The organism is Rothia terrae (assembly GCF_012396615.1).
GTDB classification, from domain to species: Bacteria; Actinomycetota; Actinomycetes; order Actinomycetales; family Micrococcaceae; genus Rothia; species Rothia terrae.
Genome location: NZ_JAAXPV010000001.1, coordinates 80,180 through 93,268 on the forward strand (window position 1 = coordinate 80,180; position 13,089 = coordinate 93,268).

At 52.7% G+C, this 13,089-nt stretch carries 14 protein-coding genes; 2 read left to right on the forward strand and 12 right to left on the reverse strand.

Going from position 1 to position 13,089, the window contains the following annotated elements; translation table 11 throughout:
- Window positions 1–3 precede the first annotated feature (3 nt).
- From HF984_RS00365 to HF984_RS00375, 3 genes are all read right to left on the reverse strand, one after another.
- The gene (locus tag HF984_RS00365; RefSeq protein ID WP_168613697.1) at window positions 4–1,599 is read right to left on the reverse strand and encodes a hypothetical protein; all 1,596 of its coding nucleotides are present in this window, start codon (window positions 1,597–1,599) and stop codon (window positions 4–6) included.
- Window positions 1,581–2,516, reverse strand: a complete 936-nt coding sequence (locus HF984_RS00370) for an ABC transporter ATP-binding protein (protein ID WP_168613698.1) — start codon at window positions 2,514–2,516, stop codon at window positions 1,581–1,583. Before HF984_RS00370 ends, HF984_RS00365 begins: the two co-directional genes overlap by 19 nt.
- A gap of 106 nt (window positions 2,517–2,622) precedes the next feature.
- Window positions 2,623–3,564 (reverse strand): tetratricopeptide repeat protein, encoded by a 942-nt coding sequence (locus tag HF984_RS00375; RefSeq protein WP_168613699.1) that lies wholly within the window; start codon window positions 3,562–3,564, stop codon window positions 2,623–2,625.
- Window positions 3,565–3,698: 134 nt separating this feature from the next.
- Here HF984_RS00375 and HF984_RS00380 point away from each other — a divergent pair, with 134 nt between their 5' ends.
- Complete coding sequence (locus tag HF984_RS00380) at window positions 3,699–4,958, forward strand: AI-2E family transporter (protein WP_247596377.1); 1,260 nt, start codon at window positions 3,699–3,701, stop codon at window positions 4,956–4,958.
- A 71-nt stretch (window positions 4,959–5,029) separates the two neighbouring features.
- Here HF984_RS00380 and HF984_RS00385 read toward each other — a convergent pair whose 3' ends face one another.
- The gene (locus HF984_RS00385; RefSeq protein ID WP_168613700.1) at window positions 5,030–5,356 is read right to left on the reverse strand and encodes an ATP/GTP-binding protein; all 327 of its coding nucleotides are present in this window, start codon (window positions 5,354–5,356) and stop codon (window positions 5,030–5,032) included.
- A gap of 106 nt (window positions 5,357–5,462) precedes the next feature.
- Here HF984_RS00385 and nucS point away from each other — a divergent pair, with 106 nt between their 5' ends.
- Window positions 5,463–6,179 (forward strand): endonuclease NucS, encoded by a 717-nt coding sequence (nucS, locus tag HF984_RS00390; protein ID WP_168613701.1) that lies wholly within the window; start codon window positions 5,463–5,465, stop codon window positions 6,177–6,179.
- Between the two features lie 61 nt (window positions 6,180–6,240).
- Here the strand turns inward: nucS and HF984_RS00395 are convergent, their stop codons facing one another.
- From HF984_RS00395 to atpE, 8 genes are all read right to left on the reverse strand, one after another.
- Window positions 6,241–6,783, reverse strand: a complete 543-nt coding sequence (locus HF984_RS00395; RefSeq protein WP_168613702.1) for a mycothiol transferase — start codon at window positions 6,781–6,783, stop codon at window positions 6,241–6,243.
- 89 nt (window positions 6,784–6,872) lie between these two features.
- A complete protein-coding gene (locus HF984_RS00400; RefSeq protein WP_168613703.1) occupies window positions 6,873–7,130 on the reverse strand; it encodes a F0F1 ATP synthase subunit epsilon in 258 nt (85 codons plus the stop codon).
- Between the two features lie 2 nt (window positions 7,131–7,132).
- Window positions 7,133–8,596 (reverse strand): F0F1 ATP synthase subunit beta, encoded by a 1,464-nt coding sequence (atpD, locus tag HF984_RS00405; protein ID WP_168613704.1) that lies wholly within the window; start codon window positions 8,594–8,596, stop codon window positions 7,133–7,135.
- Window positions 8,597–8,655: 59 nt separating this feature from the next.
- Window positions 8,656–9,582 (reverse strand): F0F1 ATP synthase subunit gamma, encoded by a 927-nt coding sequence (locus tag HF984_RS00410; RefSeq protein ID WP_168613705.1) that lies wholly within the window; start codon window positions 9,580–9,582, stop codon window positions 8,656–8,658.
- A gap of 75 nt (window positions 9,583–9,657) precedes the next feature.
- The gene (gene atpA, locus HF984_RS00415) at window positions 9,658–11,283 is read right to left on the reverse strand and encodes a F0F1 ATP synthase subunit alpha (protein ID WP_168613706.1); all 1,626 of its coding nucleotides are present in this window, start codon (window positions 11,281–11,283) and stop codon (window positions 9,658–9,660) included.
- A 173-nt stretch (window positions 11,284–11,456) separates the two neighbouring features.
- Entirely contained in the window at window positions 11,457–12,269 is an 813-nt protein-coding gene (locus HF984_RS00420) for a F0F1 ATP synthase subunit delta (RefSeq protein WP_168613707.1), read from the reverse strand.
- Complete coding sequence (locus HF984_RS00425; protein ID WP_168613708.1) at window positions 12,269–12,820, reverse strand: F0F1 ATP synthase subunit B; 552 nt, start codon at window positions 12,818–12,820, stop codon at window positions 12,269–12,271. Before HF984_RS00425 ends, HF984_RS00420 begins: the two co-directional genes overlap by 1 nt.
- Before the next feature lie 50 nt (window positions 12,821–12,870).
- A complete protein-coding gene (atpE, locus tag HF984_RS00430) occupies window positions 12,871–13,080 on the reverse strand; it encodes an ATP synthase F0 subunit C (protein ID WP_168613709.1) in 210 nt (69 codons plus the stop codon).
- Window positions 13,081–13,089 lie beyond the last annotated feature (9 nt).

Below are 13,089 nucleotides of genomic sequence, written 5' to 3' on the forward strand. Positions count from 1 at the left end.
TCGCTACGCGGCTCTAGTAACACGTTGCAATGTTTCTGTGGCCTTCGCATCGTACCGATGAGCACCAGCGCGTAAACCGAGCATGATGCTGGCACAGCCGATGACTAAGCAGGCAACCGCCCCAACCCAACCCCACAGAGAATTACTGGTGAATTCTTGGACGCCCCAAAACACTAGACCGGGAATGCTAGTGGCCAGCAAGACCAGCATGTAGCCGGCACGAGCAATTCCCTTAGAAAAACCGTCCGGATTACGCTGAGTTTTCCAGGGGCTGGTTCCCGGCGGTGGCGTTGGCAAAGTAATCACCATATCCATGTATGCACCCAAACCAATGCCGTTGAGAAGCATCATCACCGATAGCCCCATCATGATCGGCAATGACGCGTATTCCCCGCTCACAAACGCCATCAGCAAGGTACCCAGCACAATGATGGGGAACATCACAACCAGGACGCCGGTTGCACGGCCGATGCGGTCATCGATACCGCGCAGCGGTGCAAGAACGTGCATTGAAAAGGCCGAATTATCATACGAGACCAGGTATGCAAATAGATAGCCTGCCATCGCCGGGAGAAAGACAACGAGAAAGAAGTTTGTTCCGCCGCTCTCCCCATTCACGTAAATAGCCGAATTCATCATGGCGAAAGTGATGTAGAACGCTGGAATCATCACCACCATAAAGCTTGCCCTAGGATCTTTGAGGATGGTGAGAACTGTTCTGGCTGCAATAGCGCCGCGCGGGGTGGCGGGGAATTTACCGAGCAACCCAAGATCTCCCGTTTTTACAGATTTGGTTGCTACGTTCCCTGCGTATGCGCTCACGTTACGCATAGTCTTGGCAAGGTGACGATGCCACAGCCACCACGCCACCGTAGCGTAGATAACGGAAAGCATCAGGCACAGCGAAGCACCACCCCACTGCCCTTTCACGAGGTGAGCGGGAATACCCCAGAAGGACGCTAGCGGAGTGAAGCTCACCGCATCGACAATCCACGGTGCTCGCTCCCAGAGCGCTACCAAACCGGTGCTTGCGAATCCCAGAAGTGGTCCGGCCGCAATCAGCAGTAGAAAAGCGAGAGTGTTCATGAGCTGCGAAGATCGGCGGTTAGACCGCAATCTCAAGCTCACCACGGTAATAAATCGCGAAACAGCAATCGTAGTTACGCAGGCCAACACGAAAGCCGATAAAAAGCCCAAAATCGCCAGTGGTGCATGCAAAAGACTCAAGACCATTGCGAGCATAAACAATAGCGTGATGATGCCCGGCAAACCGATGAACGCACCAATAAATTGGCCAAGCTGAAGGTCCTTGGTGCGAATCGGATAAGCCACCAGCCGGCCGGGGTCAAGCGTGGCATCGGCACCTGAGACCACCAAGGGCACGACCCACCACAAAAGGCTGATGACGGCACCGGCCCCCACCAAAAAAGTAAAGACAGCATCGGGATTACCGCTCAGCATCACGGCGACAAAAGAAAAACCCACTAGGCCGCCCAAAGCGTAAAGCGCGCCAAAGATGATGCCAACCCACGCCCACGGATTTTTCCGGAAACCAGCTTTAAAGTACGCCCATTTTAGCTTTACAAGGACTGCAACCATGAAAGACCCTCACCACCTTCGTGTCGCCCGCCAACCAAAGAGATAAACCGCTCTTCTAAGCTCAGCCCGCCACGAACTTCCCCGGTAGTTCCAGCGGCCAACAAGCGTCCGTCATTCATAATCGCCACATGATCGCACAAACGCTGCACTAGATCCATGACATGCGATGAGAGAATCACTGTTCCACCGCGAGCAACAAATGCTTTGAGTATGTCCTGAATATTCGACGCCGACACCGGGTCAACAGCCTCAAAAGGCTCATCGAGCACGAGCAAAGACGGCGCGTGTATCATCGCTGCTGCCAGAGCAACTTTCTTGGTCATACCGGCTGAATAGTCCGCCACGATGCGACCGGCAGCATCCTGTAAATCCATCGCACGCAGAAGATCAGCGGTGCGAGAAGCAACCGTCTTCTCATCCAAACCGTGCAACCGGCCAGCATACGTAATCAATTGTTCGCCGGTGAGGCGGTCAAAGAGGAAAACACCATCGGGCAACACGCCAACTTTACGTTTTGCATCCAATGGCTGACTCCACACATCGACACCGGCTATGCGCACGGTGCCTTCGGTAGGAGGCAGCATCCCGGTTGCCATCGACAGCGTAGTGGTCTTGCCGGCACCGTTTCGGCCAACAAGTCCGAAAAATGAGCCGCGGGGAACAAACAGGTTGATGCCGTTCACAGCTACTTTGTCATCAAATACTTTGACGAGTCCGCTAATCTCTAATGCGGCTTCGCCCACCGGTACGGTCTCAGGTTGCACCGGAGCCTGCTCATGGGCGGCGGCACTTTCTTGTTCGACCGGCACAGGGGACGCTTGCTTATCATGGTTGGTGTAGCTTCTGCTACGAGCTTCGTCTCTCCCTGTCAGCGGCAAGTTATCATGTGGTTCTTGAAAGTGATGTGGTTGTGTCATAGTTTCACACTAACCCATAAATAGTGACATCCACCTCATTCCAGGGGATGAAAAAGGAGGCGAAACCGCAACAAGTGACTTCACCCCCTTGAGACCTATTCGGCTCTTAGAAAATAGCCATCATCAAATCGGCACGAGCCTTTGTGACGCGAGGATCTGCCGAACCCACCACCTCAAACAAGTCGAGCAGTCGCTGACGCACAACATTCTTGGTATCAGCATCTACCACCTTGAACAAAGAAATCAATCGGTTGAACGCATCCTCAACATGACCTCCGGTGACATCCAGATCGGCAACGTTCAATGCCGCTTGGACATCGGTTGAGTCAGCCGCAGCTTTTTGACGCTCATCTGCCAGATTTAAACCGCTCACGCGCTCAAGCAGGCCCACCTGAGCCAGCCCGATTTTCGCGTCCTTATCACCTGGATTTTCGTTGAGCGCCTGTTGATAAGCTACGCGAGCACCTTCGTAATCGCCAGCGTCAATTGCGTCCACCGCTTTTTGGTGCAGCGGCGGAAGAGGCTTTTCGTCTTCATCCGCAACATTCGGCTCGAATCCGCCGGGCAGCTGTTGCTGAGCAGCTACTTGAAGCACCTGCTGCAACACCTGGAGCATCTGTTCTTCGGTCACCTGCGAATTAAACATGGGAGCAGGCTGACCGTTAGTTACAGCTACAGCGGCGGGAACGCCCTGAATTTGGAAGGCCTGACCAATTTCAGGATGCTTGTTGGTATCGACCGCCGCAAGCAAGAGGTTGCCGCCTGCGGTATTGATAATGCGTTCTAAGGTGGCCAGAGTGTCTTTGGATGCCGGTGAGTGGTCAGCCCACATCACAAAGATGACTGCACCCTGGCTGGAGAGTTGCACGTACTTTTGAAAATCTTCTGCGCTTTCAACGTCAAAGCGCCAGCTAGGTTCTGAGGGTGCAGATGCTTGAGACTCAGAGGAAGGCGTCTGCGCAGAAACAGTCTGTGATAAGTCCATCGCGCCTCGAACTGACGCAGGAATGTTTTCTTCTGAAGGGGTTGGAACACCGGGGTTTGTCATGAAAAGCTCCTCACATTCTTTTTCTCTTACCGCCATTGTAAAAGGGATTGGATTTAAGACAGTGCCTCTCACGCCGCTGGCTGAATTAGAATAACTACAGATAGTCAACACACTGCGCAGAAAAGTTCAGGTTCATGTCAGAGAAACGCCCTTTTACTCACGCTCAACAAATGCTTCGCGCTACTTTTAAGCGCGGACAAGAGCAGCGTGCGGCTGCAACTCGTGCCCCGGAACCCAGGTTTACCGAAAAGTTTGAAGACAGTGAGACGACCCCACAACCTACTTCAGCAGACAAGGTAGTACCGTGGTCGGGTCAGAACCAATCAGCTAACTATTCTGCATCAAGCACTATCGCTAATCCCCTATACTTTGGCTTTTGGGCTACGGCCGGTGTGGGATTTGCGCTACTTGTTTTCTATATCCTCATGAATATAGGAGCCCTCGGTGGGTGGATTACTGGTGCGGTTTTCATCGCTTTAGGACTTGATCCCGCTGTTCGTAAATTTGAGTCCTGGGGCCTTCCCCGCGGGGCCGGTGTTACGGCCGTCATCCTTGCGTTTGTGGGCGTTGTCGTAGCCTTTTTCACCCTGATTATCCCGATGATTGGCCGTCAGGCAGTTTCGTTCATCAATAGTTTTCCTGCAGCTTTTGAAGATTTTCTCAACTCTGATTTTTTCAAAAACCTTGACCGGCAGTTCAGTATTCGCGCGTCGGTTGATAATGAAGTTCAGGACGCGTTTGCACATATGACGCAGGATTCTTCAACCGTCAGCGGCTTTTTCAACGGTCTGGTGACAGCAGGAACAACCCTGGCTGAGCTCACCACCGGCACCATTGTGGTGCTCATTTTGTCCATCTATTTCTTAGCGTCCCTTCCCATTATTAAAAACTGGGGTGTGCGTTTGGCACCGGCCTCCAAACGTCATCGGGTGCGCGATCTGACGGAAAAAATTACTCATTCTGTGGGCCAGTACGTGGCTGGTCAGGCTCTTGTCGCTTTTCTCAATGCCACCTACGCGTTGATTGTCATGCTCATTATCGGGGCACCGTTTCCGCTTTTGCTAGCTCTTTTTGTGCTGATTTTGACCTTCATTCCTTTGGTCGGTCCCATCTCAGCTCTGATTCTCGTTTCCACTCTGTGCCTGCTGGTGAGCTGGAAAACAGCTCTCATCTTCGCTATCTGCCACCTAATTTATCTGCAGCTCGAGGCCTACCTTATTTCACCGCGCATCATGTCTAAAACCGTTGCAGTTCCCGGTGGTCTTGCCATCATTGCAGTCGCTGCGGGTGGCGCACTGTGGGGCGTGTTGGGTGCTCTGATTGCTATTCCGGTGGCCGCGTCCCTTCTCATTTTGGTACGTGAGGTCTTTATCCCCGTACAAGATAAAAAATAAAATTCCGGTCAGAAAAAGGCGGGCTACTTTCGCTAGAGAAGGTAGCCCGCCTTTTATTTTAAGGATGTGCTTTAGTAAGGACGCCGTGTCTGCCAGCATTTTTGATGCCAGTGGCGACGTTCTTCAATGGCTCGCTCTCGTCCAAACATATGGTCATCCTGCCACGCCACGAGATGGGCAACCCCTGGCTTAATCTGCCGGTGACAGCCGGGGCATTTGTAGGTCTTGAGGGCATTGACGGACGCGATATAGACAACAAACCAGTCGCCATCGGCCGCCGATTCGATGCGCGGAGTGGGGTCAAGAATACGCGAAATATCGCGTCCTGATGCAGGACGCGGTTTCTGCCACTTGCTCAAATTTGAGGGGGTGCGCGTTCGATTATTTTTCTTGCCCATACAACCAATCTTCGCATACTTACAGTTCCTGCGGCATTATGCATCTCACGCATCAGCTGATCATTGCGGCATAGAAACCACAAACACGATGCGCTAAGGTTGTACGGTGCGTTTAGTAATTGCAACTTGCTCAGTAGATTATGAAGGTCGACTTCGTGCCCATTTGCCCCGCGCCAAGCGCTTGCTCATGGTCAAGAACGACGGCTCAGTGCTCATCCACTCAGATGGCGGCTCCTATAAGCCTCTCAACTGGATGAGCCCTCCTGCGCGCTTGCATATCGCACCGCGCGAGGAATTCGAGGGCACTACCATCGGCGAAGATATGGATGCCGATGTCAAAGAGCTGTGGACGGTTCAAGCAGCTAAAACCGATGACCGTTTAGTAATTCGCATCTACGATAAAGAACATGATTCTGCACATGAGCTGGGTATTGATCCCGGTCTCATCAAAGACGGTGTCGAAGCTGATTTGCAGCGTCTGTTAGCTGAACAGATTGAAATCCTCGGCACCGGCCATCAGTTAGTACGACGCGAATATCCCACTGCCATCGGCCCTGTCGATATTCTGGCGCGCGATGTCAATGGTGCTACGGTTGCGATCGAGCTCAAACGTGTGGGTGATATTGACGGCGTTGAGCAGCTCACCCGTTACTTGGAACTTCTCAATCGCGATCCCCTCTTGCGTCCGGTCAAGGGAATTTTCGCAGCACAGCGCATTAAGCCGCAGGCACGCACACTCGCAGAAGACCGCGGTATTCGTTGTGTCTCGCTAGACTACGATGCGATGCGCGGTGTAGACGATGTAGAGGCACGCCTGTTCTAAATACAGCGCCGGAGCTGGGTGTTAGTTGCGCGTTTTGGTGAACTCTCCAGCACGGGTGCGCCTACTGGCGTTCATCACCAACAGAACCGTCGATAGCCTCACGTAAAAAGTCTGCGTGTCCCAGGTGACGTGCCCACTCCTCCACGAGGTGCACAGCCACCCACCGGATATTCACGATTTCGCCTTCAGCAGCTAAAATTTTATCGTCCCAATTTCGGGTAGACAGTAGCTCATGTGTCTTTTTACACGATTCTAAAAGCCCTGTCACAAGGCTTTCAGTGTCTTGTTCTAACGCCCAATGAAACTCAGCATCTGCATCCTGCGTGAAATCAAGGTGGCTCCATTGCGGCATCTTGTCTCTGCCTTGAACTCTCTCTTCACGCCAATAGTCCTCCACCCACCACAGATGAGCTATCAAAGACTTGAGCGTCAAGCTGGACGGCTTGACCCGGCAGTTAAGGTCGCGATCAGAGAGTACACTTCCATCAGCACGGACGAGTTTGTTGAAAAATACTTGCTGCTGATAAGCGAGAAACCCAAGTATAGTTTGCTTCTCATCAGAAAGCAGCGGCGGTTCTTCTAGGGTCATCATTTCTAAGCTCACGATATTTCAGTATAGTTTTCAAATCCCCAGGTATAGCAAAGCGCCCACCTTCACGCAGAAAGTGGGCGCTTTGATAAAGACTTCTAAGATTAGATCTTAGCGTGCTTAGCTGCGATGGTAACGCGATCGTTAGAGACGGTCAAAAAACCTTCGTGCAAACGAGTCGTCACCTTTTCACCGCTGACGGGTTGGATCAAGAGTTCGCCGTCTTCAGCAAGCAGCGCGCAGGTAGGAATGTGGCCTGCCATGATGCCGATATCACCGTTACGGGTGCGTGCTCGAACATACTTAGCTTCGCCTACCCACACGACTGATTCGCGGGATACGACCTCTACCTTGAGCGCCATGATTACTTAGCTCCAGTCTTAGCCTTGAGTTCTTCGTACTGGCGCATAACATCGTCCATGCCACCAATGTTGAAGAACGCCTGCTCGGGGATGTGGTCCACATCGCCGTTGCAAATCATCTGGAATGACTCGATGGTGTCCTTGAGCGGAACAGTTGAACCCTCAACACCGGTGAACTGCTTTGCAGTGTAGGTGTTCTGTGAAAGGAACTGCTCGATACGACGCGCACGAGAAACAACAACCTTCTGCTCTTCAGAAAGCTCGTCAACGCCAAGAATCGCGATGATGTCCTGGAGTTCCTTGTTTTCCTGAAGGATTGCGCGAACCTTGATTGCGGTGTCGTAGTGTTCCTGACCAATGTACTGGGGGTCAAGAATACGTGAGGTTGAAGTCAAGGGGTCAATCGCCGGGTACAAACCACGTGATGCGATATCACGTGAAAGCTCGGTGGTTGCATCCAAGTGCGCGAAGGTGGTTGCAGGTGCCGGGTCGGTGTAGTCATCCGCGGGAACGTAAATTGCCTGCATCGAGGTAATGGAGTGACCGCGAGTTGAGGTAATACGTTCCTGCAACAGACCCATTTCGTCTGCAAGGTTAGGCTGGTAACCCACAGCGGAAGGCATACGGCCAAGAAGGGTTGAAACCTCTGAACCTGCCTGGGTAAAGCGGAAGATGTTGTCGATGAAGAGCAGAACGTCCTGGTTCTGAACGTCGCGGAAGTACTCCGCCATGGTCAAACCGGTCAACGCTACGCGAAGACGAGTTCCAGGGGGTTCATCCATCTGGCCGAACACAAGGGCGGTGTCTTTAAGAACGCCCGCTTCTTCCATTTCAACCCAGAGGTCGTTACCTTCACGGGTACGCTCGCCCACGCCGGTGAACACTGAGGTACCACCGAAGTTACGAGCAACACGGGTAATCATTTCCTGAATCAAAACGGTCTTACCAACGCCTGCACCACCGAACAGACCAATCTTACCGCCCTTGATGTAGGGGGTCAGAAGGTCGATGGACTTGATGCCGGTCTCCAGCATTTCGGTTGAACCCTCAAGTTCAGCGAAGCCGGGAGCTGAGCGGTGGATAGGCCAGTAGGTATCAGCCTTGATTTCATCGTTTGAAACATCCAGCGCGTCACCGAGAACGTTGAAGAGGTGACCCTTGACAGCGTCACCAACGGGAACGGTGATGGGTGCGCCTGTGTCCTGAATAAGCTGACCACGAACAAGACCGTCAGTTGCCTGCAGTGAAATCGCGCGAACGATTGAGTCACCGAGGTGCTGTGCGGTTTCGAAGGTGATCTTGCGGGTTTCACCGTTGACTGTGAGGTCAGTGGTGAGCGCGTTGTAGATGTCCGGAACCTGACCGGCGGGGAATTCTACGTCGATCACAGGTCCGATAACTCGGGCAATACGACCGGTAGCGCCGCCAGTCGGCTGAGTAGCCGATTCATTCAAAGTGGCAGTCATTTTTCTCACTTACCTGGTTAAGATTGAAGATTTGGTTGAAGCAATTTTCCTAAAAATGCTTAGGAGGCGAGGGCGTCCGCGCCACTAACAATTTCCGAAAGCTCCTGAGTAATCGCAGCCTGACGAGCGTTGTTCATCAATCGCTTGTACTTCTTGATGAGCTCGTCGGCGTTATCGCCAGCAGACTTCATTGCACGCTGGCGAGATGCCAACTCAGACGCTGCTGCTTCAAGCAGACATGCGTACAGTCGTGAAGCGATGTAACGGGGCAAGAGTTCATCAAGAACTTCTTGCGGGCTAGGCTCGAATTCGAAGGCAGAATTCTGGGTGAACTGGTCGTCCTCAAGCTGCTGGCCAGGAACAATCTGCTCACCAAAATCGCGTGCCTCAGCAACGGCCAAAGGCAACAGGCGCAAAATCGTGGTTTCCTGAGTAACCATTGATACGAACTCGGTGTACACGATGTGCAAATCGTCAACGCCGCCCTGCTCGTAGGGACGCGAGTATGCATCAAGCAGTGCATCGCGGATCTCTACGGCCATATCAATATTGGGGTTATCAGTATTGCCCTCCCATGCGCGTTCGTATGAACGTTCACGGAAATCAAAGTATGACTTTGCCTTGCGACCTACGAGGTACAGCTGCACCTCGCGACCCTCGGAACGCAACTTCTCAATCAAGGATTCAGTCTTTTTCAAAACTGATGCCGAGTATGAACCTGCAAGACCGCGGTCAGATGCCAAAACCAAGACAGCTGAGCGACGCGAGTTCGCACTGCGGTTGATGAGCGGATGCGAAATTGAGTTCTGTGTCGCAATAGCAGTTACAGCCTTAGTCAACGCATCTGCGTAGGGGCTAGCTGCATCTGCACTTTTACGAGCCTTGTTAATACGTGAGGTCGCGATCATCTCCATCGCCTTGAAGATTTTCTTCATAGACGATGTCGAAGCAATCTTTTGACGGTAAACCCTAATCTGGGCTCCCATGAAGCTTCCTTTCTGATCCGGTGTAGTTTGTGGCTCACCGTGACGATGAGCCACAAATTACATGATCAATAATCGCTAACCGATGGTTTCCTGTGACACGTCAGAGTCAGAAGCAGGCTGGAATTCTTCATGACCAGCTGCAACCAAGTGGCTTGAACCCTCTGAACGGAAGTCACGCTTGACAACCTCAACAGCGTCCTTAAGAGCTGCCAGAGTGTCGTCTTCAAGCTTGCCTGAAGCACCGATGCTATCGAGAACTGAGGTGCTACGACGCAGGTAGTCAATGAACTCAGATTCGAAACGCAAAACGTCTGAAACTTCCAAGTGATCCAGGTGGCCGTTGGTACCCGCCCAGATTGAAACAACCTGCTCTTCAACTGCGTACGGGGTGTACTGCGGCTGACGTAGAAGTTCCATCAAACGAGCACCACGAGTGAGCTGCTGCTTTGAAGCGTCGTCCAAGTCAGATGCAAACATTGCGAATGCTTCCATTGAACGGTACTGAGCGAGCTCAAGCTTGAGGGTACCTGAAACCTTCTTCATTGCCTTTGTCTGCGCAGCACCACCAACGCGTGACACCGAGACACCCACGTCAACTGCGGGACGCTGGTTAGCGTTGAAGAGGTCTGACTGCAAGAAGATCTGACCGTCAGTAATTGAAATAACGTTGGTCGGAATGAAGGCTGAAACGTCGTTAGCCTTGGTTTCAATGATCGGGAAGCCGGTCATTGAACCTGCCCCGAGTTCGTCTGACAGCTTTGCACAACGCTCAAGAAGGCGTGAGTGCAAGTAGAAGACGTCACCGGGGTAAGCTTCGCGTCCCGGCGGGCGGCGAAGAAGAAGTGACACTGCACGGTAAGCTTCTGCCTGCTTTGACAAATCGTCAAAGATGATCAGAACGTGCTTGCCGCCGTACATCCAGTGCTGACCGATTGCTGAACCGGTGTAGGGTGCCAAGTACTTGAAGCCAGCAGCATCTGATGCGGGTGATGCAACAATGGTGGTGTATTCAAGTGCGCCCTGTGCCTCAAGGGTTGAGCGAACTGATGCGATGGTTGATGCCTTCTGGCCAACCGCCACGTAGATGCAACGAACCTGCTTGTTGACGTCGCCCGATTCCCAGTTAGCTTTCTGGTTCAGAATTGCGTCAACAGCGATAGCGGTCTTACCGGTCTGGCGGTCACCAATGATGAGCTGGCGCTGACCACGACCAATCGGAATCATTGCGTCGATAGCCTTGAGACCGGTCTGCAAAGGTTCGTGAACTGACTTACGCATGGTAACGTCAGGTGCCTGGAGCTCCAGTGCGCGGCGGCCTTCAGCGTTGATGGGACCGAGGTCGTCAATGGGCTGACCCAGGGGATCAACTACACGACCAAGGAATTCATCACCCACAGGAACAGACAGAACCTCACCGGTGCGGTGAACTGCCTGGCCCTCTTCGATACCGGTGAAGTCACCCAAGATGATGACACCGATTTCGCGGGTATCCAAGTTTTGTGCAAGGCCCAAAGTGCCGTCTTCAAAGCGAAGCAGCTCATTAGCCATTACTGAGGGAAGTCCCTCGACACGTGCGATGCCGTCGGACGCGGTTGCTACGCGACCCACCTCAACACGTTCTACGTTGCCGGGTTCGTAAGACGCCGCGAACTCATTCAGCGCATTACGGACGTCATCGGCGTTGATGGTCAAATCGGCCATCTTGTGTCCCTGCTCTCCTAATTTGTGGTTCTGTACCGATATACATCAGTTAGAACCGAATCTTGCTTGTGTGTTTTTCACGAAAACAGTCACCCATTGACTTTTTCGTGAAGAACAAACGAGTTGTATCTTCTAAATCACCGTCTGCCTGCACAGAGGTCACCCGTTGGGTGTTACGCGACTGCTCGATCCAGATCTGAAAGGCGGTTTGAGACGGTACCGTCTACAACCTCGTCCCCTACCTGAACACGCAAACCACCAATAACTGAAGGATCGATAGTGATATCGAGTTTCAGGTTGCGGTTGTAGACGCGGTTCAAAGAATTCTGGAGTTTCAGAATCTGAGCGTCAGACAGCGGACGTGCAGCGGTAACGCGTGCAATCCAACGGTTCTGGCGCTTGACGATGATTTCCACGAACTTTTGTGCAAGGCGCGATGCGGTGGTACCGCGTGAATGTGCGCCTGCACGTTCGAGCAAGAGCTTGCCTTCAGCAGTGGGGTTTACGCCACCGAGTGAAACTGCAAGCTTCTGCTTTGCTTCATTACTTGCTCGGCCATCGGAAAGGGCCGCCTGAGCCTCTGCAGAAGAATCAACAATATTGATAAAGGTCAATAGTTCGTTGACCACTGCTTCAAGTGCATCAGCGCCACCACGAGCTTCTGCACCAGCTGCCGCTGCTACAACCGCTACGTTTTCCAGTGCATCAGCAAAGTCTCTCTCTTCGCTCCAACGCTGTTCAGCAGCAGCTGAGACTACGTTGAAGGTTGATTCAGAGACTTTACCGGTGAACAAAGCCTTGACGATTCCAGCGCGTGCTGCAGGCTCGCGGGAAGAATCAATCAGAGCGCGGCGCAGACTGCCGTCGCGGTCAACAAGGTCAACCACAGCAAACAGCTCTTCTGCAAGTTGGGTGGGGTTCTGGTCTACGTTAGTGTGCAGAACCTCTTCCACCTTCTTCAGTGATTCAGTCGATACTCCTGTCATTACCGAGTAGCACCTGCATTTCGCTGCTCGGTTTCAAGGTCAGCAAGAAAACGATCGACCACGCGGTTTGATCGCTCATCATCGTTGAGTGACTCGCCAACAATCTTGCCAGCCAGCGCAGTTGCCAGGGTTCCTACCTCACTGCGAAGTGAGATGAGAGCTGCTGAGCGCTCTGCTTCGATTGTCTTCTGAGCGTTGTCGGTGATGCGAGTAGCCTCGACAGTTGCACGCTGCTTGTAGTCGGCGAGAATAGCTTCGCCTTCTGCACGTGCTTCTTCGCGAATCTTCTGAGCTTCCAGACGAGCACTTTCGAGCTGCTGGTTGTACTCTGCGCGAGCCGCGGCTGCCTCTGCCTGAGCCTTTTCAGCCTTGGCAAGACCACCCTCAATTGCTTCTTTACGGTCCTGATAGATCGATTCGAACATCGGGACAACGTACTTGGTGACGATGAAAAGGAGGATCAGGAACCCAATGGCGGTAATGGCGATTTCCCAGATATTCGGGAGCAGGGGGTTGGTGTGACCCTCCTCAGCTGCCATCAGATATGACATAGGGAATTTTCCTGTTCTCTAGTAAGTACGGTCAGTGATTGGCGTTTAGGCTACTTGATGAATGCAAGCACGAGGCCGAGAATAGCCAAAGCTTCAACAACCGCGAAGCCCATGAACAGCATCGGCTGCAGGGTGCGCTGTGATTCGGGCTGGCGTGCAACGCTGGTCATGTATGCAGCGAAGATCAGACCTACGCCGATACCGCCACCGATTGAAGCGAGACCGTAACCAATAGCACTCAGTGAACCGGTGATTTCCATTGTGTTTCC

Coding starts and splice junctions, on each gene's coding strand:
- HF984_RS00400 (WP_168613703.1), bottom strand. CDS start 7,130: ATGGCGCTCAAGGTAGAGGTCGTATCCCGCGAATCAGTCGTGTGGGTA.
- atpA (WP_168613706.1), bottom strand. CDS start 11,283: ATGGCCGATTTGACCATCAACGCCGATGACGTCCGTAATGCGCTGAAT.
- HF984_RS00370 (WP_168613698.1), bottom strand. CDS start 2,516: ATGACACAACCACATCACTTTCAAGAACCACATGATAACTTGCCGCTG.
- HF984_RS00410 (WP_168613705.1), bottom strand. CDS start 9,582: ATGGGAGCCCAGATTAGGGTTTACCGTCAAAAGATTGCTTCGACATCG.
- HF984_RS00420 (WP_168613707.1), bottom strand. CDS start 12,269: ATGACAGGAGTATCGACTGAATCACTGAAGAAGGTGGAAGAGGTTCTG.
- HF984_RS00425 (WP_168613708.1), bottom strand. CDS start 12,820: ATGTCATATCTGATGGCAGCTGAGGAGGGTCACACCAACCCCCTGCTC.
- atpE (WP_168613709.1), bottom strand. CDS start 13,080: ATGGAAATCACCGGTTCACTGAGTGCTATTGGTTACGGTCTCGCTTCA.
- HF984_RS00380 (WP_247596377.1), top strand. CDS start 3,699: ATGTCAGAGAAACGCCCTTTTACTCACGCTCAACAAATGCTTCGCGCT.
- HF984_RS00375 (WP_168613699.1), bottom strand. CDS start 3,564: ATGACAAACCCCGGTGTTCCAACCCCTTCAGAAGAAAACATTCCTGCG.
- HF984_RS00385 (WP_168613700.1), bottom strand. CDS start 5,356: ATGGGCAAGAAAAATAATCGAACGCGCACCCCCTCAAATTTGAGCAAG.
- atpD (WP_168613704.1), bottom strand. CDS start 8,596: ATGACTGCCACTTTGAATGAATCGGCTACTCAGCCGACTGGCGGCGCT.
- HF984_RS00365 (WP_168613697.1), bottom strand. CDS start 1,599: ATGGTTGCAGTCCTTGTAAAGCTAAAATGGGCGTACTTTAAAGCTGGT.